Origin of the sequence: Streptomyces sp. f51 (genome assembly GCF_037940415.1) — a bacterium.
Lineage (GTDB): Bacteria > Actinomycetota > Actinomycetes > Streptomycetales > Streptomycetaceae > Streptomyces.
In genome coordinates this window covers 6387676-6413334 of record NZ_CP149798.1, presented here as the reverse complement: position 1 = coordinate 6413334, position 25659 = coordinate 6387676, and the positions used below count along the sequence as shown (strand labels likewise).

At 71.6% G+C, this 25659-nt stretch carries 16 protein-coding genes; 10 read left to right on the top strand and 6 right to left on the bottom strand.

Annotation, left to right across the window (positions count from 1 at the left end):
- Positions 1–114: 114 nt before the first annotated feature.
- Positions 115–1311, top strand: a complete 1197-nt coding sequence (locus tag WJM95_RS27745; protein WP_339132551.1) for an ATP-grasp domain-containing protein — start codon at positions 115–117, stop codon at positions 1309–1311.
- Between the two features lie 148 nt (positions 1312–1459).
- On the top strand, positions 1460–3145 hold the full coding sequence (locus WJM95_RS27740; RefSeq protein ID WP_339132549.1) for a carbohydrate binding domain-containing protein: 1686 nt from the start codon (positions 1460–1462) through the stop codon (positions 3143–3145).
- A 105-nt stretch (positions 3146–3250) separates the two neighbouring features.
- Here the strand turns inward: WJM95_RS27740 and WJM95_RS27735 are convergent, their stop codons facing one another.
- The 4 genes from WJM95_RS27735 to WJM95_RS27720 form a co-directional block, all read right to left on the bottom strand.
- A complete protein-coding gene (locus tag WJM95_RS27735) occupies positions 3251–6037 on the bottom strand; it encodes a bifunctional YncE family protein/alkaline phosphatase family protein (RefSeq protein WP_339132547.1) in 2787 nt (928 codons plus the stop codon).
- Between the two features lie 4 nt (positions 6038–6041).
- Positions 6042–7427, bottom strand: a complete 1386-nt coding sequence (locus WJM95_RS27730) for an ABC transporter permease (RefSeq protein WP_339132545.1) — start codon at positions 7425–7427, stop codon at positions 6042–6044.
- Positions 7424–8365 (bottom strand): ABC transporter ATP-binding protein, encoded by a 942-nt coding sequence (locus WJM95_RS27725; protein WP_339132543.1) that lies wholly within the window; start codon positions 8363–8365, stop codon positions 7424–7426. The genes WJM95_RS27730 and WJM95_RS27725 overlap by 4 nt, the downstream gene beginning before the upstream one ends.
- Before the next feature lie 199 nt (positions 8366–8564).
- Positions 8565–9902 (bottom strand): 6-phospho-beta-glucosidase, encoded by a 1338-nt coding sequence (locus WJM95_RS27720; protein ID WP_339132541.1) that lies wholly within the window; start codon positions 9900–9902, stop codon positions 8565–8567.
- A gap of 169 nt (positions 9903–10071) precedes the next feature.
- On the opposite strand from WJM95_RS27720, the gene WJM95_RS27715 reads away from it, so the two are divergent.
- The gene (locus tag WJM95_RS27715; RefSeq protein ID WP_339132539.1) at positions 10072–10854 is read left to right on the top strand and encodes an IclR family transcriptional regulator; all 783 of its coding nucleotides are present in this window, start codon (positions 10072–10074) and stop codon (positions 10852–10854) included.
- Between the two features lie 138 nt (positions 10855–10992).
- Here WJM95_RS27715 and WJM95_RS27710 read toward each other — a convergent pair whose 3' ends face one another.
- Positions 10993–13701, bottom strand: coding sequence for an FAD/NAD(P)-binding protein (locus tag WJM95_RS27710; RefSeq protein ID WP_339132537.1), 2709 nt, complete (start codon positions 13699–13701; stop codon positions 10993–10995).
- Positions 13702–14086: 385 nt separating this feature from the next.
- On the opposite strand from WJM95_RS27710, the gene WJM95_RS27705 reads away from it, so the two are divergent.
- Both WJM95_RS27705 and WJM95_RS27700 read left to right on the top strand, forming a co-directional pair.
- Positions 14087–15253: an Ig-like domain-containing protein gene (locus WJM95_RS27705; protein WP_339132535.1), complete on the top strand. Its 1167-nt coding sequence runs from the start codon at positions 14087–14089 to the stop codon at positions 15251–15253.
- A 240-nt stretch (positions 15254–15493) separates the two neighbouring features.
- Positions 15494–16894, top strand: a complete 1401-nt coding sequence (locus WJM95_RS27700; protein ID WP_339132533.1) for a glycoside hydrolase family 16 protein — start codon at positions 15494–15496, stop codon at positions 16892–16894.
- 137 nt (positions 16895–17031) lie between these two features.
- On the opposite strand, the gene WJM95_RS27695 is transcribed toward WJM95_RS27700, so the two are convergent.
- Positions 17032–17940, bottom strand: coding sequence for an AraC family transcriptional regulator (locus WJM95_RS27695; protein WP_339132531.1), 909 nt, complete (start codon positions 17938–17940; stop codon positions 17032–17034).
- A gap of 146 nt (positions 17941–18086) precedes the next feature.
- Here WJM95_RS27695 and tkt point away from each other — a divergent pair, with 146 nt between their 5' ends.
- From tkt to pgi, 5 genes are all read left to right on the top strand, one after another.
- Positions 18087–20162: a transketolase gene (gene tkt, locus WJM95_RS27690; RefSeq protein WP_339132529.1), complete on the top strand. Its 2076-nt coding sequence runs from the start codon at positions 18087–18089 to the stop codon at positions 20160–20162.
- A gap of 19 nt (positions 20163–20181) precedes the next feature.
- Positions 20182–21351: a transaldolase gene (gene tal, locus WJM95_RS27685; RefSeq protein WP_339132527.1), complete on the top strand. Its 1170-nt coding sequence runs from the start codon at positions 20182–20184 to the stop codon at positions 21349–21351.
- Between the two features lie 206 nt (positions 21352–21557).
- Positions 21558–23087 (top strand): glucose-6-phosphate dehydrogenase, encoded by a 1530-nt coding sequence (gene zwf / locus WJM95_RS27680; RefSeq protein WP_339135890.1) that lies wholly within the window; start codon positions 21558–21560, stop codon positions 23085–23087.
- Positions 23084–24019: a glucose-6-phosphate dehydrogenase assembly protein OpcA gene (gene opcA / locus WJM95_RS27675; RefSeq protein ID WP_339132525.1), complete on the top strand. Its 936-nt coding sequence runs from the start codon at positions 23084–23086 to the stop codon at positions 24017–24019. Before zwf ends, opcA begins: the two co-directional genes overlap by 4 nt.
- Complete coding sequence (pgi, locus tag WJM95_RS27670) at positions 24012–25658, top strand: glucose-6-phosphate isomerase (protein WP_339132523.1); 1647 nt, start codon at positions 24012–24014, stop codon at positions 25656–25658. Before opcA ends, pgi begins: the two co-directional genes overlap by 8 nt.
- Position 25659 lies beyond the last annotated feature (1 nt).

Sequence of the window (25659 nt, the reverse complement as noted above, 5' to 3'; positions counted from 1 at the left end):
CCCAACACCTCCGCTCGAAACTGCTTTGGCGTGCGACGGCTCGGTGTACCTCCCCTACCCCTGGCCGGGCCCGGCCCGCTCCGCCGTGCCCGCGAACCCCGAATGGTGGCTTGCATGGGCTCTCGCGTACGCGTCTGGCTCAACCGCACGTACGCGGAGAACGTGTTCTTCATGGACCAGCTGCGAAATAATCCGCAGCACCGCGCGGTCGAGATCCACGCCACCCACGGTGACGCCGACTCGCCCGTCCTGGCCGCCGCCGACACCGCCGAGCCGGAGCCCGAGGGCCTGTCGCCGCGCGCCTACGTCGAGTACGCCCTCGACATGTGCGCACGCCGTTCCGTCGACGTGTTCGTGCCGGTCCTGCACCAGGACGCGATCGTGGCGCAGCGCGCGGAGTTCGCGGCGGTGGGTACGGCGCTGCTGGCTCCGCCGGCGGAGGCCGTCGCGGTCTTCCACGACAAGGCCGTCGCGTACCAGGCCGTGGAGGCCGTGGGCATACCGGTTCCTCCGTGGTACCGCGTGCGGACCGTCGAGGAACTGGTCACCGCGGTCGAGGAGTTGGAGGCGGCGGGGCACCGTGCGTGCTTCAAGCCCGCGGCCGGCGCGGGCGGCGTGGGCTTCCGCGTGATCACCCGCTCCCCCTTCTCCATGGTGCACCTCACCGGCTTCCCGAGCGCGTACGTGCCGCTCGATCTGGTGGTGGAGGCGCTGCGCACGGCCGAGGAGCCCGTCGACTGGCTGGTGATGCCGCACCTGGGACAGCCCGAGGTGTCGGTGGACTGCCTGACCGGTCCCGACGGCCGGGTCCGCATGGCCATCGGGCGCACCAAGAACGGCCGGCGCCGCGGGTTCACCCTCGACGACGCGTGGATCGAGCCCGCCCGGCTGCTCGCGGAGGCGTTCGGGCTGCACTATCTGTCCAACATCCAGTTCCGGATGTACGGCGACGAGCCGGTCCTTATGGACGTGAACACCCGTCCGGCGGGCGGACTGCACCAGATCGCCCAGTGCGGGGTCAACGCCCCTTGGGCCGCTGTGCAGTTGGCGCTGGGCGAGGAAACGGGCGAGCTGGTCCCGCCGTTCCTCGGTCCCGACTACACGGTGGTCGCGGGGCCCCGTCCGGTGCGTCCGGTGTCGCTGCCGGCGCAGCGGACCGAGTCGGGCGTACCCGCTCTGCCCGTCCTGCCCGCCGTGCCCGCGCAGGCCACGGAGTCCCCGTCCGTGCAGTCCGCCCCGATCGAGGCGACCGCCGCCGCGCGGCCGGCCCAGGCCGCCACGGCCGCGGGCGCGGCGATCGCGCCGGCCTAGGACCCGTCCGGCACGGAGCCACCCGCCTTTACCGGTCTGGACCAATTCCCGCGCAGTGTCTTGACAGCGGGATTGGTCCATACCAGCTTGGTTGCGCACCTCTCTGCACTCCCGAACACCCCCATATCTCCAGGGAGATCGCGTGCGCATGACCATGCTCAGACGTTCCAGACACCGTTTCCTCGCCCTGCTGGGCACGGCCGCGCTGGCCCTCGCCGGCGCGGTCGCCCTGCCGGGCACGGCCGAGGCGGCCAACATCCTGACCAACCCCGGCTTCGAGACCGGCAGCCTCTCCCCCTGGTCCTGTTCCGGCAATCTGGGCTCGATCGTCTCAAGTCCCGTGCACGGGGGCTCCAAAGCCCTTGCGGGGGCGGCGAGTTCGAGCGACAACGCACAGTGCACCCAGACCGTCTCGGTCCAGCCGAACACCACGTACAGCCTCTCCGGCTGGGTGCGCGGCAGCTACGTCTACCTCGGTGTGGACGGCGGTGCCTCGAACTGGACGACGTCCCCGTCGGCGTACAGCCAGCTCACCGTCTCCTTCACCACCGGCGCCTCGCAGACGAGCGCCAAGATCTACGTCCACGGCTGGTACGCGCAGGGCACCTACTACGCCGACGACATCAGCCTGGACGGTCCCGGCGGCGGTGGCGGCGGGACCGACACCCAGGCGCCGACCGCGCCCACGGGCCTGACCTCCACCGGCAAGAGCTCCTCCAGCGTGTCCCTGTCGTGGGGCGCGTCGAGCGACAACGTCGGTGTCACCGCGTACGACATCTACAGCGGCTCCAACAACGTGCTCAGCGTGTCGGGCACGAGTGCCACGGTCAGCGGGCTGTCCGCGAGCACCGCGTACTCGTTCACCGTCAAGGCGCGGGACGCGGCCGGCAACACCTCCGCGGCCTCCAACTCCGTGAGCGTCACGACCGACGCGGGCGGCGGCGGTGGCACCGGCTTCAAGCAGGCCGCTCCCTATCTGTACGAGGGCTGGGGCGACCCCCCGAACCCGACCACGGTGATGAGCGCGACCGGGATCAAGTGGTTCACGATGGCGTTCGTGCTGGACTCGGGCGGCTGCACCCCGGCCTGGGACGGCAGCCGTGCGCTGACCGGCGGCGTCGACCAGACGGCGATCAACCAGATCCGCTCCGCGGGCGGTGACATCGTCCCGTCGTTCGGCGGCTGGCAGGGCAGCAAGCTCGGCGCCAACTGCTCCTCGGCGAGCGCGCTCGCCGGTGCGCTCCAGAAGGTGATCTCGGCCTACAACCTCAAGGCCATCGACATGGACATCGAGAACACCGACGAGTTCGAGAACGAGGCCGTCCAGGCGAAGATCCTGACCGCGCTGAAGACCGTCAAGGCCAACAACCCCGGCCTCAAGACGATCGTCACCTTCGGCACCTCGACGACCGGCCCGACCTACTACGGCAACCGGCTCATCGAGCAGGCGCAGTCCCTGAACGCGAACATCGACGTCTTCACCATCATGCCGTTCGACTTCGGCGGCGGCTCCGACATGTACGGCAACACCGTCAACGCCGCCGAGGGGCTGAAGACCAAGCTGAAGTCGACCTTCGGCTGGGACGACGCCACGGCGTACTCGCACATCGGCATCTCCGGCATGAACGGCCTGTCCGACCAGCAGGAGAACACGACCCCGGCCATCTGGACCTCGATCCGTGACTGGGCGAACAACCACCACATCGCCCGGCTCGCCTACTGGGCGGTCAACCGCGACCGGTCCTGCCCCGGGGGCGGCGTGGTGAGCAACTGCTCCGGCATCAGCCAGAGCACCTGGCAGTTCACGTCGATCACGGCCGGCTTCACGGGCTGACGCCGACGCGAGCGAACCAAGAGCGGTGGGCCGCCCGGGAGTTGACCCGGGCGGCCCATCGCCGCGCGCACGTACGTCGGACACCGGTGAACGGCCGCAGGAGCGTCAGCCGTCGGACTCCGACGACGGGAGGTAGGCGCCCGGCACGTCCTTCGGTGCGAAGATCGTGCGCTCGCCGGGGTACGGCTTGGTCCACCCGTGCGTCTGATACCAGGTGAAGTGGTTCATCTGCGCGGGGTTGGCGAAGTCGGGAATGGCGTTCGGTCCGGTCAGCCGCTGGTGCGACTTCCAGGTGTCCCACTGCGCGGCCAGCGCCCGCTTGTCCGCCGGCACCTTCGCCGACGGCACGGGCGCCGCCGCCGGGTCCTGCGGGGCCGGGGTGTCCGTACCGCAGGAGGGCGGGGTCTTGAGGCCGTCGGTCAGCGAGGTCCGGTTGGGCAGCGCCGTGAACGGCGTGAGGTCCGCGTGCCCGGTGAAGGCGGCACGCATCGGGGTGGCCGCGCTGTCCTTCTGGTTCATGGGGTGGACGCCGAGGATCTGCTCGATCGTCCGGATGAGCGTTATCTGCGAGTAGTAGTGGCTGTCGACGACGCCGTGCCGGGCCCAGGGGCTGATGATCTGGATCGGGGCGCGGTGGCCGTCGACATGGTCGAGACCGGCCTGGGAGTCGTCCTCGACGACGAAGATCGCCGAGTCCTTCCAGTACCTGCTGTGCGAGATCTCGTCGACGATCCTGCCGGTCGCGAGGTCGTTGTCGGCCACCTGGGCGGCCGCGTTCGCCGGACCGCCGGTGTGGTCGCTGGAGAGCCAGAACATGTTCAGGTTCGCCGGACCGTTCTTCTCGAAGTCACGCTTCCAGATCTCCTCCCGGTACACGTCCGGGACACTGGTGTCGAACTTCGGGAAGCCGTGCACGGACACGTCGTTGAGGGAGGGGATCGGCGAGGACGAGTCCAGCGCGTACGCCGTGTCCTGGCCCGTCGAGGCCATGTTCTTCGCGTCGCAGTACAGGTTCTGCCAGCTGGCGTCGGCAGGCTTGGTGAGGAACTGCTGGAACTCGCCGAAGTCCCGGGCCGAGTTGCCCGCCGCCTGCGCTCCGGTCCACAGGAAGCCGGTCCGCTGGTGGCCGAGTGCGTCGTCCTCGGTGTCGTAACTGCGCGCGTACTCACCGGCCGAGGACTCGGTGTACTCCGGATCGTCCGCCTGCATCAGCCAGTTGTGCCCCTCGGCGGAGTTCGTGCCGATGTCGTACGTGTTGTCGTAGAGCCCGAACTGCCGCGCCATGGCGTGCTGGTTGGGGGTCACGTTCTCGCCGAACTGCGCCAGCGACGGATCGCCGTTGCCCTCGGGAACGTCCCCGAGGACCTGGTCGTAGGTGCGGTTCTCCTTCACGAGCAGGAACACGTGCTTGATCGTCGAGGGGTCGCCGAGCCGCAGCGGGACGGCGACCGGCTTGGCGTGTCCCTTGCTCCTCGACCGGGCCACCGAGCCCGCCGTCCAGCCGTTCTGCCGGAAGACCTTGGCCGTCTGCGCCCGTACGACACTGTCGTCGGGCAGGGTGAACCGCTGCACGCTCGACGTCGTGTCGTGCGTGGCGTGCCCGGCCGCGGTGGTGGTCCGGCGGGCGTCGACGCCACGGGTGTTGGAGACCACGACGTCCTTGCCGACGGCGGAGATCTCCGCGGGGAAGTAGTCCGTGGGGAGCAGCCCGATGTAGCGGACCGGGTCCTGCGGTGACCGGTACCGATAGACGGCGACGGCGTTGGCGCGGCCGAGCGTCACCAGCAGATGGCCGTCGTCGGTGAGCGTCACCGCGTCGGGCTCGTAGCCCACCGACGCTTCCGGCCACGGCTGGGTCGCGATGGTCTGGACGACCTTGTTCCTGGCCGTGTCGATGACCGACACGTCGTTGGTGGCGGTGTTGGTGACGAACAGCGCCCTGCCCTTGGCGTACAGGGCGGTGGGGTGCAGTCCGACGGGGATGCTCGTGACCGCGGCGGACGGGTCCGCCAGGTCGATGACGCTGACGGTTCCGGTGGTGGTGGCCGCGGTGACCGGGTCGGCCGGTACCTGGGTGCCGTACGAGTTGATCGTGGTGTCACCGGCCCGCGCGGGGCGCCCGCCCTCGTCGCTGACGTAGAGCCTGTCACCGACCTGGGCCAGGTCGCGCGGGGCGTTGCCCACGTTCCAGCTCTGCCGGACGGTCCCGGTGGCCGCGTCGATGGCGACCACCCGGTTCTGTCCGTTCACGGCCGAGTACACGGTGGAGCCGTCGGGCGAGAACACCGCCGCGCCCACGAGCGCGTGCTTGGCCCCGTCCGCGGCGACCGGGACGAACACGGGGTCGGTGACGCCGCCGTCCGCGGTCACGGTGAACCGGGTGTACCCGTCGGTCTGGCCCAGCCAGAGCTGTGAGCCGTCGGGCGAGTAGCTCGGTCCTTCCTGGCCCACGCTGTTGCCGCTGATGCGCGGGACGGAGGACGCGGCGCTGCTGACGAGCTGCTGCACCTTCCAGCTCTTCAGGTCGACGATCGACAGGGCGCTCCCGCCGTCGGTGAGCGAGGCCGCGAGGTGGGTGCCGTCCGGGCTGACCGAGGACGACATGATCTTCCCGTTCTGGACGACGAGCCGGTCGCCGTACGGCGCGATGTACTGGTCGCCGGAGACGACCTGACCGCGATCGGTGACCTGGCCGACCTGGTCGGTGCCGAACTGGTGCGTCTGGGCGAAGGCCGCCCCGGCGGCGAGGAGGGCGAGCACGGTGGTGCCCGCCGTGACCAGCGGTATCCGTCTTCCGGCGAGTCCGCCGAACGGGCCTGCCACGCCGGTGAGTCTGCCCGGCGCGCCCGATCGTCCCTTCTTCCCGGTCCGTCGGCGACGCGTTACCTGCATGGAGTCATCCCTTCGAGCTGGCGAGCAGGTCGACATTCCCGTCGAACTGCCAGAGCGGGTTCGGTGCGTCCCCGGTCGGTGTGCGGACCAGGAAGTAGCCGTTCACCTCCTTCGGTCCGTCACCGTCGGCCATGTATCGGCCGTCCGGGGTGATGTCGAGCTGGTAGACGGCCGTCCCCACGGCGTCGACGCCGGGAAGGTGCCAGGAGACGACACAGCGCCAGTCGTTGCCCGGACCCTCGGCCGCGACCTTGACGCTGCCCTTGTCGCAGTCCGCCGTGACCTTGAGCTGTGCCTCCGTGACGGCGGGGCGGTTGAGCTGCCGGGTCTGGAGCCGGTAGAGGTGCGCGAACGCCGTCGCGGCCGAGCGCTGCACCTTGTCCTGTTCGATCCCGGAGCCGGTGGCCCCCGTGGCGGCGCCGACGGTCAGGGCCGTGACGGCGGCCAGCCCGGCGAGCGGCAGGAGTCCGGCGGTGACCGCGCCACGGCCCGGTCCGTCGTGGGCCGTGTCGGTGAAGTCCCGCCGCATGAAGAGGAGATGGGCCGACACCGTCGCGGTCAGTGCCCACAGCAGGCTGACCGCGATGCCGATGAGGAGCGGGCCGAGCTGGGCGGGGCCGGTGAACAGGCCGTTCCAGGCGATGAAGGCGTAGCTGGGCAGCGCCAGCCGCACGGCGACGGGCAGCGGCATCATCTGGGCGAGCTGCATCGCGAGGGCGACGAGCGCGGGCAGCAGCAGTCCCATCGGGGACCGTCCGAGGGTGATGGAGCCGAGCAGTCCCACGGCGGCCAGGGCCAGGGTCGGGGCGAGGACGCAGGCCCAGGCGAGCAGGACCTTCGCGGCGGCGTCCCCCGGTGTCAGCAGATGGCCGTCGAGGCCGACGAGCGGCTGGTCACCGACCGCAACGGCCCCGCCGGCCGAGCTGGAGGCGACCAGTCCGGCCACGAGGAGCAGGAGGACGGTGAGGCCGGCCAGTGCCTTGGCGGCGAAGATCCGGCGCGGTGACCGTACCGCCACGAGCAGATGGCGCCAGGTGCCGAGCCGGTCCTCGGAGGCGAACACGTCACCGGCGACGACCGAGGTGAGCAGGGGGAGCGCCCAGGTGCCCGCGAAACCGAGCGTCACCAGCGCCCCGGCCCACCCGGTGGCGTGCATCCAGCGGCCGAAGAGCGTGTCGACGGGAAGCGTGCTCTGCCTGCTGACCGCGGCCACGAACAGCGCGGGCACGATCCAGCAGGCGAGGACCAGCAGGCGGATCCGCCACTGCGAGACGAGTTTGACGAGTTCGAAGCGGTAGACGCGGACGACCGGGACCCGGGGGACGGGGGCGCCGTCCTCGTCCGGGCCCTGGGCCTCGACTCCGGAGTCCTCCGCGACGGTCGCGGTCATCCGCCGTTCTCCTTCGGCTCGGTGAGGGCGAGGAACGCGGCTTCGAGGGGCGACACGACGGGGGCGAGCTCGCGCAGCGCGACGCCGGCGCCCACGAGCCGTGCCACCAGTTCGTCGACGGCGGGCACGAGGGCCCGTACGACGAGCGCGTCGGTGTCGTGCCGTGGAGCCGCGCCGTCGACGACGCGGATTCCGGGCGTGCCGAGGGCCAGCGGACGGGCGGCCGCCGGATCCGAGGTGAGCAGCCGGTAGTCGAGTTCGCGGTTCTCGGCGGCCAGTTTGCCCAGCGGGCCGGAGAAGACGACCCGTCCTGTCGCGAGGATGGTGACCTCGGAGCACAGGGCCTGGAGGTCGTCCATGCGGTGGCTGGAGAGGACGACCGCGGTCCCGTTCCCGGCGAGCCGGTCGAGAACGCCGTGGACATGGCGTTTGCCCGCCGGGTCGAGGCCGTTGGACGGCTCGTCGAGCACGAGCAGCCGGGGCCCGGTGAGCAGGGCGGCCGCGAGGCCGAGCCGCTGGCGCATGCCCAGGGAGTAGCCGCGGGCCGGATCGTCGGCGACATCGGTGAGCCCGACCTCGGCCAGCACCCCGTCGACACCGGCTGCGCGCGCGCTCCGGCCGCGGAGCGCGGCCAGGGCGGTGAGGTTCTGCCGGGCGGTGAGCGAGGGGTAGAGGCCGGGCCCGTCGACGAAGCCGGCGACCCCGCCGGGGGCGGCGAGCGCCCGTCCGATGGGGGTGCCGAGGATCTCGAGCCGGCCTTCGTCGGCGACGGCCAGACCCAGCAGCAGACCGAGCAGGGTCGTCTTGCCGGCGCCGTTCGGTCCGGCCAGGCCGTGGATCTGACCCGGTGTCACGTCCAGATCGACGCCGTCGAGTGCCACGACGTCCCCGAAGCACTTGGTGATCCCGCGAGCCCGGACGGCGAGAGGTCTGTCCATGTGTCCCTTCCTTCGAAGCACTCGGCGCACTCGAAGCACTCAGGGACCCTAGGGACGCTACACAACGCGGGCACGGACACCCGGCTGAACACGCAGGAAACGGATCGTCAAGGCGTCGGCAAGTCCGGTGCGCAAAGCGGGTGTCATCGGGAGGGACCCGGGCAGCGTCCGCGCGCGCCGGGCCCGCCCGGCGGTGGCCTCATGTCAGATAGGCGAGACCCGGGTGCACGGCCGTGTAGCCGTCGACGAGCGCGCGTGCCACGCCGACCGAGTCGACGAGCGGATGCAGGGCGAAGGCCTTCACCGCGGTCGTACGGGAGCCGGACTCGGCGGCGGAGAGCACCTCGCGCTCCACCGCCTTGACCGCGCACACCAGTCCGGCGGCGTGGCCCGGCAGCGGGTCGACGGCCACGGGGTGGGCGCCGTTGGCGTCGACCAGGCAGGGCACCTCGATGACGGCCTCGGCGTCGAGGACGCCGAGCGTGCCCCGGTTGCGGACGTTGAGGATCAGGGTGGTCCGTTCGTCGCGGGCGATGGCCCGCATCAGCGCGAGCGCCACCTTCTCGTAGCCGCCGGAGAGATCGTCCTCCTCGCGTTCGCCTGCACCGGCGGCGTCGCGGTTCTCCGCCATGTACGTGGCCTCGCGCTCGGCCCGGGTGCGTTCCCAGGCGGACAGGGCCCCGGCGTCCGGTCGCCGCATCTCCTCGTAGAAACCGGCCTGTTGGTCGCGCAGGAAGGCGCCGCGCGTCTTCTCGGCCCGCTGGTAGGCGTCCACGGTCTCGCGGTTGAAGTAGTAGTAGTGCAGGTACTCGTTGGGGACGGCGCCGAGGGACTGGAGCCACTGCGGGCCGAAGAGCCTGCCCTCCTCGAAGGAGCCGAGCAGGGCGGGGTCGGCGAGCAGCCGCGGGAGTTCGTCGCGGCCCGCGACCCGCAGGCCCCGTACCCAGCCGAGGTGGTTGAGCCCCACGTAGTCGATCCACGCCTCGCGCGGGTTCGCGCCGAGGACCTTGGCGATGCGGCGGCCGAGGCCGACCGGGGAGTCGCAGATGCCGATGACCCGGTCGCCGAGGTGGCGGGACATGGCCTCGGTGACCAGTCCGGCCGGGTTGGTGAAGTTGATGACCCAGGCGTCGGGCGCGAGCCGGGCCACCCGCCGGGCGATGTCCACGGCGACGGGCACGGTACGCAGGCCGTAGGCGATCCCACCGGCGCCGACCGTCTCCTGGCCGAGGACGCCCTCGGCCAGGGCGACCCGCTCGTCCGCCGCACGCCCCTCCAGGCCGCCGACGCGGATGGCGGAGAAGACGAAGTCGGCGCCGCGCAGGGCCTCGTCGAGGTCGGTGGTGACGGTCACCTCCGGCGCGCCGGGGTCCCCGGCCGCCTGCTCGGCCAGGACCCGGGCCACGGCCGAGAGCCGTCCCGCGTCCAGGTCGTGCAGCACGACGCGGGTGACGCGGCCCTCGGCCCGGTCCCCGAGGAGTGCCCCGTAGACGAGCGGGACACGGAATCCGCCGCCGCCCAGAATGGTCAGCCTCACGCAAGTACCACCTTCGCAGTTCGTACGGGGACACGGGCCGCGCGGCACATGTCCTTCAGGAGCAGGGTGCCATCGCGCGCCCCGGTGATTGTCGCCGTCGCGCCCGTGCGGCAGGGTGGTTCCGACGCCCGAACCGCCCCGCCCGGGGCCGGGCCGCGGGAGGCAGGTCATGGCAGGCCGGGAGCGCGCCGCCCCCTCCGCTTCCGGCCGCCTGCTCGCCGTTCTCGCCGCGTTCGACCACGAGCACGCGGCGCTGTCCCTGACGGACATCAGCCGCCGGGCCGGCCTCAGCCTCACCACCGCGCACCGGCTGGTGGCCGCGCTGACCGGGTGGGGCGCGCTGGAGCGGGACGTGAACGGCGTCTACCACGTGGGCCTGCGGCTGTGGGAGCTCGCGGCGCTGGCCCCGCGCGGTCTCGCGCTGCGCCAGGTCGCCCTGCCCTTCCTCGAGGACCTGTACGAAGCGACCCACGAGAACGTGCAGTTGGCGGTCATGGACGGGACCGAGGTCGTCTACACCGAGTGGATCGCGGGGCGTTCGTCGGTCGGTGTACGCATCCAGGTAGGCGCCCGCTGGCCGCTGCACGCGACGGGCGTCGGCCTCGCGCTGCTCGCGCACGCGCGGCCCGCCGTCCAAGAGGGCTACTGCTCCGGCGCGTTGGCCGCGTACACCCCGTACACGATCACGGACCCGGTCCGTCTGCGCCGTGTGCTGGCCGAAGTCCGGCGCACGGGTGTGGTGGTGAGCAGTCGTCAGATCACGGACGACGCGCTGTCCGTGGCCGCTCCGGTGCGGGGCGCGGACGGTTCGGTGGTCGCGGCCGTGTCGCTCGTCGTGCCCTGGGCCGAGGCACGGGTACCGGCGCTGATCCCGGCGGTGCGCGTGGCGGCCCGGGGGATCTCCCGTGCCCTGGGCTGGCGTCCGGCACCGCCCGGCGAGCCACGGGCCTGACGCGGACGCAGGGGCCGGCCGCTCCCCCGGCCGGCCCCTGCGCACGGCCGGGACCCGGCGACGAGGCACCGGCGGCTTCCCCAGCGGGCCTTGGTCTCGCCTCGCACGCCTCCGTCGCGAAGGCCCGCTTCGCGTCCCTCAGTCGCGCAGCGCCGCCAGCAGACGCCGGTCGCGGGGCGCGTGGCCCCGGTCGAGCCGGGCGTCCAGGAGACGGCGGGCCGCCTCGCAGCGGCCCGCCGCGACCAGGGCGTACAGCAGGGTCTCCTCGACGACCTCGCGCTGGGCCGCGCTGCCGCCGACCCGGCCGACGACCGGCAGCAGCGCGTCCAGGCCCCGGGCCGCCTCGTGGAAGCGTTCCTCGCCGAGGGCCGCGAGGGCCTCGCACAGGGGGACGACGACCTCGCGCTGCACCGGATCGGCGCCGGCGGCGTGGTCCCGCAGCCGGCGCAGTGCCGCGAGATCGCCTGCGGCGGTGAGCGCGACGGCGGCGTGCAGCGCGGTGAAGGCGGTCGCGGGCCGTTCCACGATCTCGCGGGCGACGCTGTCGAGCACGTCCGTCGCGGGCACCGGCCCCCGCCAGCTGTCACTGAGCCGGGCCCGCCACAGCAGCGACCCGGAGTCGACCAGGGCGCGTACGCCGGTCACGCGTCCCGGGGCGAGCTGGGCGAACCAGCGCCTGCGGACGGCCGTGGAATCGTCCAGGGCCAGTTCGTGCAGAGCGATGTGCCAGGCGAAGTGGGCACGGTGGACGGCACCGCGCCCGTGCCCGGACACCCAGGCGTCCAGCCAGTCGCGGCCCTTCTCGTGGGCGCCCGTCTCGTAGTGGACGTGGGCGAGTGCGTGCACCGCGTGTCCGGAGGCGGGCTCCTCGGCGAGCGCGCGTCCGGCGAGTTCGGCGGCCTCCTCGTGGCGGCCCTGGTCCTGGCGCAGGAAGGCGAGGAGCGAGGCCGGGAACCAGTGCCCGTCGTAGGCAGGCGCGGCACGCTCGACCAAGCTCAACGCGTAGGCCGGATCGAGGTCGTTGATGCCGGAGAAGGCGATGGTGGGGACGGCCGCGGCGAGCGCCAGGGCGTCGGCGGGGTGGGCGGTGAGATGTCCGAGCAGGGCCCGGGCCCCGTGGTCGGGTCCCTCGCCACGCACACGGCGGGTCACCACGTCGACGAAGGAACGTTCGCGCGCGTCGGCCCGTTCCCGGGCGCAGCGCCGCGCGTCGGCGAGCGCCCTGGGCACGTCGACGTCGGCTCCGCATTCGTGGCCGAGCAGGGCGAGGGCCGCGTGCCCGAGCGCGAAGCCGGGGTCGAGGGCGACGGAACGCGCGAAGGCGTCCTCGGCGCCCGCCCTGACCTTGAGGACCCGTTCGACGCCGGTGCGGTGGGCGGCGGCGGCCTCGGCGTGGGTGGACAGCGGGAGCCCGTGGGCGTCGAGCGGCCGGCGGCGCGCGGGGCGCGGCCGCGGTACCAGGGGCGCGAGCAGCTGCTCGGCCAGCTCCGCGGCCTGGACACGGATCTCGGGGATGGCCGTGGTCTCCCAGAGTTCACCGCGGCGCGGGGCACCGAGGGTGAACACCGGGAGTCCTGAGCCGCCTTCCCGGTCGAGGAGCCGGCCGCCACGGGTCGCGACGCCGAGCCCGAGCGGTCCGGGCACGGCGCTGCCCGCCGCGAACAGCGAGCGCCACAGCGGGTCTTCGGGGCGCGGCCCGGGTCCGGTGCAGTCGATCACCCAACCGGCCTCGATACGGCTCCCGTTGGTGAGGATGAGCAGTGCGGAGCCGTCAGGACCGGGGAAGGCGTCGGCGATCCCGCCGGTGTGCACCCGCAGTCGCCGGGCCGTGCGGGCACGGTCCAGGGTTTCGGCGGTGGTCGGCGCCATCCGGTGCCGGTGGGTGTTCCAGAGCGCGCCCTCGCTCCGCAGGAAGTCCGCGCGTTCCTCGGGGGTGAGGCTGTGCCACAGCCGCGCCGTGTGCGGGCGGAGACTGTCCAGGGCGGGGCGCCAGTCACCATGGGCGCGGACGGCACGGCCGATGTGGCGGTAGACGGTCCGGCGCAGCGTGGACAGGGTCGGCGCGTCGAGTCCTTCGGGCGCGGCCATCGCCGGTGCGGGGCTGAGCGCGTGCGCTTGCGGCAGCAGACCCGTGCGGGAGAGGGCGTGCACGGTGCGCCCGGGGCGGTCGAGGCTGAGCGCGAGGTCGACCGCGGTGAGCCCGGTCCCCACCAGCAGGACGTCGTCGCACGTGTCCCCCCGTGCGTGACCGGCGGGTCGGGCGAGGGGTCCGTCGAGCGCGCCCGGGGTCCAGGGCGAGCGGATGAACCGTTCGGAGGTACGCAGCCGGGGCGGGGCCCAGTCGCCGGTCGTGGCGGCAGGTCCGGTGGCGAGGACCACGCTGTCGGCCACCAGGCTGTTCCCGTCGGCGAGCCGGAGCTCAAGTCCGCCGTCGGGGCCGGGGACGCAGGCCTCGGCCCTGGTCCGCAGCCGGCGCACGGTGACGACGCCGTGCGCGTGGACGATCGCCTGGGCGAGGGTGTCGGCGAGGTAGGCGCCGTATCGATAGCGGGTGGCGAAGTCGGTTCCCCTGACGGTGGGTTCGCCGTGCCCGCACAGCCAGCGGGTGAAGTGTCCCGGGTCGTCGGGATAGCCGCTCATACCGCCCGCGGGCACGTTCAGGCGGTGCCTGGGATCGTCCGTGGCGTACGCGGTGCCGCGCCCGGCCTCGGGGGCGGGGTCGACCAGGAGGAGACGCAGGCGGGTACGGCGGCGGGTCGCCGTCTCGCACAGCTGCACGGCGGTGAGCGTGCCGGCGGCGCCCGCTCCGACGATGGCCACGGTGTGCCCCTGAGGGACTGGATTCACGGATGCCTCCGGCATGGTGTGGTCGCGGATCCGGCAAGCGGAACGGCCTCCCGGGAAACGAGGGATCGGACGGGGCGCTTTTCATCATCTGTTCATCATTCGGGGCGGCCCGGCAACCGTGGATTCAGGCCGTCTCTCCCGGCGTCTTCACCGGAATCTCAGGCTGGGGACGCCGGATTCAAAGAATCAACCCAGGGAAGTCCCGCAGGATGCACCCGCAGTGGTGCTGAGTGAAAGAACCGAGGAAAGGCGTTCCGTGGGCGTCCCTGAGATATCGAATCGGCCCGAGACCGCGACGCGGGAGCCGGCACGGACATGGCCGCGCCCGGGACGTCGGGCCTGGTCACGGCGGGGCGTCCTCGCGGCCTTCGGGGCCTGCGCACCGGTGCTCGCGCTGAGCGGTTGTGGCGCTCCGGCGGGCGCCGCGGAGGAGAAGGACACGGCTGCGACCGCGGCGTCCGGGACCGGAACGAAGGTGAAGACGCAGGTGAGGACGCCGACGGTCACCGTCACCCCCGCCGACGGCACGAGGAAGGCCGGCTTCGCCGCTCCTGTCGTGGTCTCCGTGGCCGACGGCACGCTGTCGTCGGTCGAGGTGTCCGGCAACGACGGCTCCACGCTGGCCGGATCCTTCGACGACGACCGCACCCGCTGGATCTCGTCCCGCAATCCGTACTCGGGCACCAAATACACGGTCACGGCCAAGGCGACGGGTGGCGTCGAACACATCGCGACGTTCGTCACGAAGTCCCCGGGCCGGACGTTCGCCGGCTATTTCACGCCCGAGGCGAATTCGACGTCCGGAGTCGGCATGCCCGTGTCGATCAACTTCACCGAGGCCGTGAAGGACCGGGCCGCGGTGGAAAAGGCCATCACGGTGACCGCGGAACCCGCGGTCGAGGTGGTGGGCCACTGGTTCGGGAACACCCGGCTGGATTTCCGTCCCGCGCGCTACTGGGCGGCCGGCACGAAGATCACACTGAGCCTGCGTCTGAAGGACGTCGAGGGCGCGGACGGCGTCTACGGGGTCCAGTCCAAGGACGTCACCTTCCGCATCGGCCGCCGTCAGGTGAGCACCGTCGACCTCGCGAGGAAGACCATGACGGTCGAGCGGGACGGGACCACGCTCGCCACCTACCCGGTCAGCGGCGGCGCGCCGGACCACACGACCTGGTCCGGGATCATGGTGATCAGCGAGCGGTTCGAGCAGACCCGGATGCAGTCCTCGACGGTCGGGCTCGGCGACGAGTACGACATCGCGGACGTGCCGCACGCCCAGCGCCTGACCACTTCGGGCACCTTCATCCACGGCAACTACTGGGCCGTGCCCTCGGTGTTCGGGAGCAGCAACACCAGCCACGGCTGCGTCGGCCTGCGCGACACCAAGGGCGCGGGCGACAGCTCCGTGCCGGGTTACCGGTTCTACGAGAGTTCGATGCTCGGGGACGTCGTGGTGGTGGAGAACTCCGGCGAGCGGACCGTCGAGGCGTCGAACGGACTGAACGGCTGGAACCTGTCGTGGGCCGACTGGCAGGCCGGCAGCGCACTTTGAGGGGTGCGCCCGATGACCGGACTTCAACTACCGTCCGCGGTGCGCCCATCGGGACTTCCCCCTTACTTCACGGCGTGAACTCCCTTGTGGCGCAAGGACTTTCTCGGCTTCACCTCTTGACGACCGGAGTGACAGAGAGCACATTGGCCGCGCACCTCTGTTGAGAGCGCTCTCAGATTCTCGTGGGAGCGCTCTCACACCCCCACCCGCGCACCCCACTCCGTACGCGAAGAGGCACCCATGAGTGAAACCACCGGCAGACCCGGACGCGGCTCCGTCCGGCGCGTGCTCGTCGCCGTGATCGGCACGCTGAGCCTGGCGGCGGCCGCCGCGACCGCGGCGACCCTGCCCGCGAACGCGTCCGCCCCCACACCCCCCACCGGCTGGACCCAGGTCTTCGCCGACGACTTCACCGGGGCGGCCGGGAGCGGCGTCAACACCGCCAACTGGCAGTACACGACGGGCACCAGCTACCCCGGCGGGCCGGCCAACTTCGGCACCGGCGAGGTCGAGACGATGACCTCGAGCACCAGCAACGTGGCCCTGGACGGCAACGGCAACCTGCTGATCACCCCGCGCCGTGACGCCTCGGGCAACTGGACCTCGGGCCGCATCGAGACCACCCGCACCGACTTCCAGCCGCCCGCGGGCGGCAAGCTGCGCATGGAGGCGCGGCTCCAGATGCCGAACGTGACGGGCGCCGCCGCCAAGGGCTACTGGCCCGCCTTCTGGGCACTGGGCGCGCCCTACCGCGGCAACTACCAGAACTGGCCGGGCGTCGGCGAACTGGACATCATGGAGAACGTCCAGGGCCTCAACACCGAGTGGGCCACGATGCACTGCGGCACCAACCCGGGCGGCCCGTGCAACGAGACCAGCGGCATCGGCAACAACACGCCCTGTACCGGCACGACCTGTCAGGCAGGCTTCCACACCTACGCGATGGAGTGGGACAGGTCGACCAGCCCCGAGGAGATCCGCTTCTACCTCGACGGCGTCAACTTCCACACGGTGAAGGCGAACCAGGTCGACGCGACCACCTGGGCCAACGCCACCAACCACGGCTACTTCATGATCCTGAACGTGGCGATGGGCGGCGGCTTCCCGGGTGCCTTCGGCGGCGGCCCCGACGGCGGCACGGAGCCGGGTCACCCGCTCGTCGTCGACTACGTCCAGGTGCTCCAGTCGGCCGGCGGTGGCGGCGGCACCACTCCCCCGCCCACTGGCAACCGTGACGCCTACAGCACCATCCAGGCCGAGTCCTACGACAGCCAGAGCGGTGTCGTCGGCGAGACCACCACGGACACCGGCGGCGGCCAGGACATCGGCACGATCGCCAACGGCGACTACGCGGTGTACAAGGGCGTCAACTTCGGTTCGTCGGCGGCCACCCAGTTCTACGGCCGGGTCGCGAGCGGCGCGGCGGGCGGGGTCAGCGGACTGGTCGAGGTGCGCCTCGACAGCCGTACGAGCACACCGGTCGCGAGCTTCGCGCTGGCCAACACCGGTGGCTGGCAGTCCTGGAGGACCGTGCCCGCGAACATGAGCTCCGTGACCGGAACCCATGACGTCTATCTGACCTTCACCAGCGGCCAGCCCGCGGACTTCGTGAACGTCAACTGGTTCGACTTCGGTCACTGACAGGCGAACCGAGGATCAGTCACTTCAGTACGGCCGGGCGGGGCGGACCCACGAGGTCCGCCCCGCCCGGCACGCACCGGCCCGCTCGGCCGCACCGCCACCACCCGGCACGCACCGGCCCGCGAGGCCGCCCGGGCTCAGCGCAGTTCGGACCGGAAGGCCACCGGTGTCGAGCCCGTGTGCTGGTGGAAGAACTTCGAGAAATTGGCCGAGTCCGGGAAGCCGACGGCGGCCCCGATGCGCCCGATCGGCATGTCCGTGTGGGCGAGGAGCCGTTTGGCCTCCAGGACGACCCGCTTGTCGATGAACCCCTTGGGCGTCTCGCCGGTGGCGGCGCGCACCGCGCGGACCAGGGTGCGCCGCGAGTAACCGAGGGCGTCCGCGTAGGCACTGACGCTGTGGTTGACGGCGAAGTCCTTCTCGACCGCGTCCCTGAACCGGGTGAACGTGGTGTCCCTGTGCTCGTGCGCCGCCTCGGCGGAGCTCGCCGCGAGGTGGGCCAGGCGCAGCAGGAACGCGGTGAGCGAGTGCCGCAGTACCGCGGTGTGCAGACTGAGCGGCAGCGTGGTCGTGTCGACGTACTCGCGCTCCAGCTGCGTGAGCGCGTGCTCGAGGGCTTCCAGCCGGGCCGTGTCCGGGCGCAGCAGCGGTGGCAGGTCGTAGCGGTAGAGCCCGGTCGCCTCGACGGTCGCGCGGGGCAGGAATCCGGGCTGCATGGTCAGGACGGTCCCGCGATAGGGGTCGGTGCTGGAGAAGCGGTGCACCTGGCCGGGCCGGATCCACAGCAGGTCGCCCGCGCGGGCCTCGTACTCGGCGAAGTCGATCATGTGCCGTACGGGCCCCTCGTGGAAGAGCATCACGACGTGGAAGTCGATGCGGTGCACGCGTTCCAGCGGGGCGTCCGCGTGCCAGGTGCGCCCGGCGCCCATCGCGCCGACCTGCATGCCCACGCCGGACAGGCTCAGATCGGCCGGGAACGGAAAGGTCCTGATCCCGTCCTCGGGCCCCTCACCGCCCGTGCCGCCTTGGGTGGTTCTGTCGTTCATGTCCTTCTCGCGTCGGCTCGCCACGGCTCCATGTGTCCCACTTTCACCGAAGGCTGACACACGGACACCTTCCCCATCAAAAGTCTGACTTTTAGGTTTGAACGCAAAGACCCCATGACAGCACCTCCAGTGAGGACTTCTTGAAGATGAGCACGCAGAGCTCCGACGGATTCGGCTGGACCGAGCTCGACCGCCGCGCCGTCGACACGGCCCGCCTTCTGGCCGCCGACGCCGTGCAGAAGGTCGGCAACGGCCATCCCGGTACGGCGATGAGCCTGGCCCCGGCGGCGTACACGCTCTTCCAGAAGGTGATGCGGCACGACCCGGCCGACCCGGAGTGGACCGGACGCGACCGTTTCGTCCTCTCCCCCGGTCACACCTCGCTGACGCTCTACACCCAGCTCTTCCTGTCAGGTTATGAACTCGGCCTCGACGATCTGAAGGCGTTCCGCACCCAGGGGTCCAAGACGCCCGGTCACCCCGAGTACGGGCACACCGCGGGGGTGGAGACCACGACCGGCCCGCTCGGCCAGGGCGCCGCCAACGCGGTGGGCATGGCGATGGCCGCCCGCTACGAGCGCGGCCTGTTCGACCCGGAGGCCCCCGAGGGCGAGTCGCCCTTCGACCACACCATCTGGGCGATCGTCTCCGACGGCGACCTGGAGGAGGGCATCTCGGCTGAGGCGTCCTCGCTCGCGGGCCACCAGAAGCTCGGCAACCTCGTCTTCCTCTACGACGACAACCACATCTCCATCGAGGGCGACACCGCGACCGCCTTCTCCGAGGACGTGCTGAAGCGCTACGAGGCGTACGGCTGGCACGTGCAGCGCATCGAGCCCACGCCCGACGGCGACACCGACGTCCACGCCCTGTACACGGCGCTCAAGGCGGCGCAGGCCGAGACCGGGCGCCCGTCGATCATCGCGATGCGCACGATCATCGCCTGGCCCGCCCCGAACGCGCGGAACACCGAGGCCTCGCACGGCTCGGCGCTCGGCGCCGAGGAGATCGCCGCCACCAAGCGGCTCCTGGGCTTCGACCCGGAGCGCTCCTTCCAGGTCGACGCCGAGGTGCTGGCCCACGCCCGCCAGGCCCTGGACCGGGGCGCCGAGGCGCACGCCGCCTGGGACAAGCGCGTCGGCGCCTGGCGCACCGAGCGGCCCGAGAACGCGCGGCTGTTCGACCGGATCGTCGCCGGCCAGCTCCCCGAGGGCTGGGAGAGCGCGCTGCCGGTGTTCGAGGAGGGCAGGTCCGTCGCCACCCGCGCCGCCTCCGGCACGGTCCTCCAGGCCCTCGGTTCCGTGCTGCCCGAGCTGTGGGGCGGCTCCGCCGACCTCGCCGGCTCGAACAACACCACGATCGACAGGACCAGCTCGTTCCTCCCCGAGGGCAACCCGCTGCCCGAGGCGAACCCGTACGGCCGCACGATCCACTTCGGCATCCGCGAGCACTCCATGGCCGCGGAGATGAACGGCATCGCGCTGCACGGCAACACCCGCATCTACGGCGGCACCTTCCTGGTGTTCTCCGACTACATGCGCAACGCCGTCCGCCTCTCCGCGCTGATGCAGCTCCCGGTGACGTACGTGTGGACGCACGACTCGATCGGCCTCGGCGAGGACGGTCCGACCCACCAGCCGATCGAGCACCTCGCCTCGCTGCGCGCCATCCCCGGCCTGAACGTCGTCCGCCCCGCGGACGCCAACGAGACGGCCATCGCCTGGCGCGAGATCCTCGAGCGCCACGCCACGAACCCGGCCCCGCACGGTCTGGCCCTCACCCGTCAGGGCGTGCCGACCTACCCGGCCAACCCCGACGCGGCGCGCGGCGGTTACGTCCTGCGGGACGCCTCCAGCGGCACCCCGGACGTCGTCCTCGTCGCGACCGGCTCCGAGGTGCAGCTCGCCGTCGCGGCGCGCGAGCTGCTGGAGGCCGAGGGGGTCGGCACCCGCGTGGTGTCGATGCCGTCCGTCGAGTGGTTCGAGGAGCAGTCCCCGGAGTACCGGGACAGCGTCCTGCCGCCGTCCGTGAAGGCCCGCGTGGCGGTAGAGGCCGGCATCGCCCTGACCTGGTACCGGTACGTCGGTGACGCGGGACGGATCGTCTCGCTGGAGCACTTCGGCGCCTCGGCCGACGCCGGGACCCTGTTCGCCGAGTTCGGCTTCACCGCCGACAACGTAGCCGCCGCCGCGCGGGAATCCCTCGCCGCCCTGCGCGGTTGATCCGTTCGCACGAAGGAAGATGATCACTGTGACCGAAGCAACCGCGACCGCGGTACCTCTTGAGCGCCTCTCCGGCGAAGGCGTCTCCATCTGGCTCGACGACCTCTCCCGCAAGCGCATCGAGTCCGGCAACCTGGCCGAACTCGTCGCGACGCGGCACGTGGTGGGCGTGACCACCAACCCGTCCATCTTCCAGGCCGCCATCGGCTCGGGCGAGGGCTACGAGCAGCAGCTGGCCGACCTCGCGGTGCGCGGGGTGACCGTCGACGAGGCCGTCCGCATGATGACGACCGCCGACGTCCGCGCCGCCGCGGACATCCTGCGCCCGGTCTTCGAGGCGACCGGGGGCCGTGACGGCCGGGTCTCCATCGAGGTCGACCCCCGTCTGGCGCACAACACCGCCGCGACCGTCGCCGAGGCCCGCCAGCTCGCCTGGCTGGTGGACCGCCCGAACGCGATGATCAAGATCCCGGCGACCGAGGCCGGTCTCCCGGCGATCACCGAGGTCATCGGCCTCGGCATCAGCGTCAACGTGACGCTGATCTTCTCGCTGGAGCGCTACCGCGAGGTCATGGACGCCTATCTGGCGGGCCTGGAGAAGGCGCGGGCCGCCGGCATCGACCTCGCCGGCATCCACTCCGTCGCCTCCTTCTTCGTCTCCCGCGTCGACAGTGAGATCGACAAGCGGCTCGCGAAGCTCGGCACGGACGAGGCGCTCGCGCTCAAGGGCAGGGCGGCGCTCGCCAACGCCCGTCTGGCCTACGAGGCGTACGAGGGCGTGTTCGGCGCCGCCGACGGCACCGCGCCGGGCGACGCCCGCTGGACGGCGCTCGCCGGCCACGGCGCGCAGAAGCAGCGTCCGCTGTGGGCCTCCACGGGCGTCAAGGACCCCGCGTACAAGGACACCCTGTACGTCGACGAACTGGTCGCTCCCGGCACGGTCAACACCATGCCCGAGGGGACGCTGAACGCGACCGCCGACCACGGCGACATCCACGGCGACACGGTGACCGGCGGCTACGACCAGGCCCGTGCCGACCTGGCCGCGGTCGAGGCGCTCGGCATCTCGTACGACGAGGTCGTCGGACAGCTGGAGGACGAGGGCGTCTCGAAGTTCGAGGCGGCCTGGGAGGACCTTCTCGACGCGGTGACCGCCTCGCTGCGCGGCAAGGGAGTTGAGGGCGCATGACCGGGGGTGAGGCGCTTCCCGACGATGCGTCGCAGAACGCGGCCCCCGCGCCGCAGGGATCCGGTGACACGGCCGTGGAACAGGACGTTCTGACGCCCGAGGCCGCCGCCACGGCGCTCGGCGCCCCGGTCCCCGGCGCGTCCGCCGAGGCGGCCGCGGGCACGCCCGCCGTCCAGGCGGACGAGGACCTCGCCGCCGCGCTCGGCGTGGCGGCCGACTGGGACAACCCGCTGCGCGACCCGCGCGACCGCCGGCTCCCCCGTATCGCCGGCCCCTCCGGCCTGGTCATCTTCGGCGTCACGGGCGACCTGTCCCGCAAGAAGCTGATGCCGGCGGTGTACGACCTCGCCAACCGGGGTCTGCTGCCGCCGGGATTCTCGCTCCTCGGGTTCGCCCGCCGCGAGTGGGAGGACCAGGACTTCGCGCAGGTGGTCCACGACTCGGTGCGCGAGCACTCCAGGACCGAGTTCCGCGAGGAGGTCTGGCAGCAGCTCGCCGAGGGCATGCGGTTCATCCCCGGCGACTTCGACGACGACACGGCATTCAAGCAACTGCGCTCCGCCGTCGACGAGTTGGACGCTTCCCGGGGCACCAGCGGCAACTACGCGTTCTACCTCTCCGTACCGCCGAAGTTCTTCCCGAAGGTGGTCCGCCAGCTCAAGAGGCACGGACTGGCCGACGCCCCCGAGGGGTCCTGGCGGCGCGCGGTCATCGAGAAGCCGTTCGGCCACGACCTGGCGAGCGCCCGCGAGCTGAACCGGATCGTGCACGACGTGTTCGACCCGGACCAGGTGTTCCGGATCGACCACTACCTCGGCAAGGAGACCGTCCAGAACATCCTGGCGCTCCGCTTCGCCAATCAGATGTACGAGCCCGTCTGGAACCGGTCGTACGTCGACCACGTCCAGATCACCATGGCCGAGGACATCGGCATCGGCGGCCGGGCCGGTTACTACGACGGCATCGGCTCCGCCCGTGACGTCATCCAGAACCATCTGCTCCAGCTGCTGGCGCTCACCGCCATGGAGGAACCGGCCGCGTTCGACGCCGAGTCGCTGCTCGCCGAGAAGCTCAAGGTCCTCAGGGCCGTGAAGCTGCCGGAGAACCTGGGCGAGCACACCGTGCGCGGCCAGTACGCGGCGAGCTGGCAGGGCGGCGCCGAGGTGCGCGGCTACCTCCAGGAGGACGGCATCGACCCCGCGTCGACGACCGACACCTACGCGGCCGTCAAGCTCCAGGTGGACAACCGCCGTTGGGCCGGGGTCCCGTTCTACCTGCGCACCGGCAAGCGACTGGGCCGGCGGGTCACGGAGATCGCGGTCGTCTTCCAGCGCGCCCCGCACTCCCCGTTCGACTCCACGGCGACCGAGGAACTCGGCGCGAACGCGATCGTCATCCGCGTCCAGCCCGACGAGGGCATGACGGTGCGCTTCGGATCGAAGGTACCGGGTACGTCGATGGAGATCCGGGACGTCACCATGGACTTCGCGTACGGCGAGTCGTTCACCGAGTCCAGCCCGGAGGCGTACGAACGGCTGATCCTGGATGTCCTGCTCGGCGACGCCAATCTCTTCCCCCGTCACCAGGAGGTGGAAGAGTCCTGGAAGATCCTCGACCCGATCGAGGGGTACTGGGACAGCCACGGCACGCCCGCGCAGTACCCCTCGGGCAGCTGGGGCCCGGAGGAAGCCGACGAGATGCTCGCACGAGACGGACGGAGCTGGCGCAGGCCATGAAGATCGACCTGACCGACACCACGGCAAGCCAAATCAACAAGGCGCTCGTACGGGGGCGCCGGGCCATCGGCACCCCCGCCGTGGGCATGGTCCTGACGATGGTCATCGTCACCGACGAGGAGAACGCGTACGACTCGATCAAGGCGGCCGAGGAGGCCTCCCGCGAGCACCCCTCGCGGACCCTGGTCGTCATCCGGCGGGTCGCGCGCACCCCGCGCGACCGCACCAACTCCCGCCTGGACGCCGAGGTCCGCGTCGGCTCCGACGCGGGCACCGGCGAGACGGTCGTCCTGCGGACCTACGGCGACGTGTCCGACCACGCCGACTCCGTGGTCCTGCCGCTGCTGCTGCCGGACGCCCCGGTCGTCGTCTGGTGGCCGGTGGACGCGCCCGAGGTCCCGGCGAAGGACCCGCTCGGCGCCCTCGCCCAGCGCCGGATCACCGACATGTACGCCGTCGAGACACCCCTCGCGGCGCTGGACGCCCGCGCGGCCTCCTACGCCCCGGGCGACACCGACCTGGCCTGGACCCGGCTCACGCCGTGGCGCTCCATGCTGGCCGCGGCCCTGGACCAGGCGCGTACGAAGGTGATCTCGGCGACCGTCGAGAGCGAGGCGCAGAACCCGAGCGCCGAACTGCTCGCCCGCTGGCTGGAGGCCCGCCTGCGGGTCAAGACCGAGCGGGTCGTCACCGCGGGCCCCGTCGTGACGGCCGTCCGGCTCGGCACCGAGAACGGCGAGATCGTCATCGACCGCCCCGAGGGACCGCTCGCGACCCTGTCCCTGCCCGGACAGCCCTCCCGCACCCTCGCGCTGAAGGTGCGCTCCACGTCCCAGCTGATCGCCGAGGAACTGCGCCGCCTCGACGCCGACGAGATGTACGCCGTGGCGCTGCGCGGCGAGGCCCCCAAGGAGAACCCCCTCGATGTCTGAGTTCCCCAAGCCCACACGGCGGCCGGAGTGGGTGGCCCTCGAGGACCACCGCGCGACCGCGCTGCTGCACCCGCGGCTGCGCGACCTGTTCGCCGCCGACCCCGCGCGCGCCGAGCGCTATGTCGTCCGGGTCGGTGACCTGCGGATCGACTACTCCAAGCACCTGATCACCGACGAGACCCTGGCCCTGCTCCAGGAACTCGCCGTCGCCACGGACGTGTTCGGGCTGCGGGACGCGATGTTCCGGGGCGAGAAGATCAACACGACCGAGGACCGGGCGGTGCTGCACACCGCGCTGCGGGCGCCGCGGGACGCGGTGGTCGAGGTCGACGGCGAGAACGTGGTGCGGGCCGTGCACGCGGTCCTGGACAAGATGGCGGACTTCGCGGAGCGGGTGCGCTCGGGCGAGTGGACCGGGCACACGGGCAAGCGCATCAAGAACGTCGTCAACATCGGCATCGGCGGCTCGGACCTCGGCCCCGCCATGGCCTACGAGGTGCTGCGCTCCTTCACGGACCGCTCGCTGACCCTGCGGTTCGTCTCGAACGTGGACGGCGCGGACCTGCACGAGGCCGTCCGCGACCTGGACCCGGCCGAGACGCTGTTCGTCATCGCCTCCAAGACGTTCACCACCATCGAGACCATCACCAACGCCACCTCCGCGCGCTCCTGGCTGCTCGCCGGGCTCGGTGAGGAGAAGGCGGTGGCCAAGCACTTCGTGGCGCTGTCGACGAACGCGGAGAAGGTGTCGGACTTCGGCATCGACACGGCGAACATGTTCGAGTTCTGGGACTGGGTCGGCGGGCGCTACTCGTACGACTCGGCGATCGGCCTGTCGCTGATGATCGCGATCGGTCCGGACCGTTTCCGCGAGATGCTCGACGGCTTCCACCTGGTCGACGAGCACTTCCGCACCGCGCCCGCCGAGGCCAACGCCCCGCTGCTGATGGGCCTGCTGGGCATCTGGTACGGCAACTTCCACGACGCCCAGTCGCACGCGGTGCTGCCGTACTCGCACTACCTGTCGAAGTTCACGGCCTATCTCCAGCAGCTCGACATGGAGTCCAACGGCAAGTCCGTGGACCGTGAGGGCAGCCCGGTGGAGTGGCAGACCGGACCGGTGGTGTGGGGCACGCCCGGCACCAACGGCCAGCACGCGTACTACCAGTTGATCCACCAGGGCACCAAGCTCATCCCCGCCGACTTCATCGGCTTCGTCAACCCGGTCGGTGAACTGGGCGACGAACTCGCGGCCCAGCACGACCTGCTGATGGCGAACTTCTTCGCGCAGACGCAGGCGCTGGCGTTCGGCAAGACCCCGGACGAGGTCCGCGCCGAGGGCGTGCCCGAAGACCTGGTGCCGCACAAGACGTTCCGCGGCAACCACCCCACGACCACGATCCTCGCCGCCGAACTGACCCCCTCCGTCCTCGGCCAGTTGATCGCCCTCTACGAGCACAAGGTGTTCGTCCAGGGCGCGGTCTGGAACATCGACTCCTTCGACCAGTGGGGCGTCGAACTCGGCAAGGTGCTCGCCAAGCGCGTCGAACCCGCCCTGACCGAGGGCGCGGACGTCCCCGGCCTCGATCCCTCCACGGCCGCTCTCGTGGCCGCTTACCGCACTCTCCGGAAGAAGTGAA

What these genes read in the sequence shown, in the direction of transcription:
- opcA (WP_339132525.1), top strand. Translation starts at nt 23,084, where the DNA reads ATGAAGATCGACCTGACCGACACCACGGCAAGCCAAATCAACAAGGCG.
- WJM95_RS27725 (WP_339132543.1), bottom strand. Translation starts at nt 8,365, where the DNA reads ATGGACAGACCTCTCGCCGTCCGGGCTCGCGGGATCACCAAGTGCTTC.
- tkt (WP_339132529.1), top strand. Translation starts at nt 18,087, where the DNA reads ATGAGCACGCAGAGCTCCGACGGATTCGGCTGGACCGAGCTCGACCGC.
- WJM95_RS27695 (WP_339132531.1), bottom strand. Translation starts at nt 17,940, where the DNA reads ATGAACGACAGAACCACCCAAGGCGGCACGGGCGGTGAGGGGCCCGAG.
- WJM95_RS27730 (WP_339132545.1), bottom strand. Translation starts at nt 7,427, where the DNA reads ATGACCGCGACCGTCGCGGAGGACTCCGGAGTCGAGGCCCAGGGCCCG.
- WJM95_RS27745 (WP_339132551.1), top strand. Translation starts at nt 115, where the DNA reads ATGGGCTCTCGCGTACGCGTCTGGCTCAACCGCACGTACGCGGAGAAC.
- pgi (WP_339132523.1), top strand. Translation starts at nt 24,012, where the DNA reads ATGTCTGAGTTCCCCAAGCCCACACGGCGGCCGGAGTGGGTGGCCCTC.
- WJM95_RS27740 (WP_339132549.1), top strand. Translation starts at nt 1,460, where the DNA reads ATGACCATGCTCAGACGTTCCAGACACCGTTTCCTCGCCCTGCTGGGC.
- WJM95_RS27735 (WP_339132547.1), bottom strand. Translation starts at nt 6,037, where the DNA reads ATGCAGGTAACGCGTCGCCGACGGACCGGGAAGAAGGGACGATCGGGC.
- WJM95_RS27700 (WP_339132533.1), top strand. Translation starts at nt 15,494, where the DNA reads ATGAGTGAAACCACCGGCAGACCCGGACGCGGCTCCGTCCGGCGCGTG.
- tal (WP_339132527.1), top strand. Translation starts at nt 20,182, where the DNA reads ATGATCACTGTGACCGAAGCAACCGCGACCGCGGTACCTCTTGAGCGC.
- WJM95_RS27715 (WP_339132539.1), top strand. Translation starts at nt 10,072, where the DNA reads ATGGCAGGCCGGGAGCGCGCCGCCCCCTCCGCTTCCGGCCGCCTGCTC.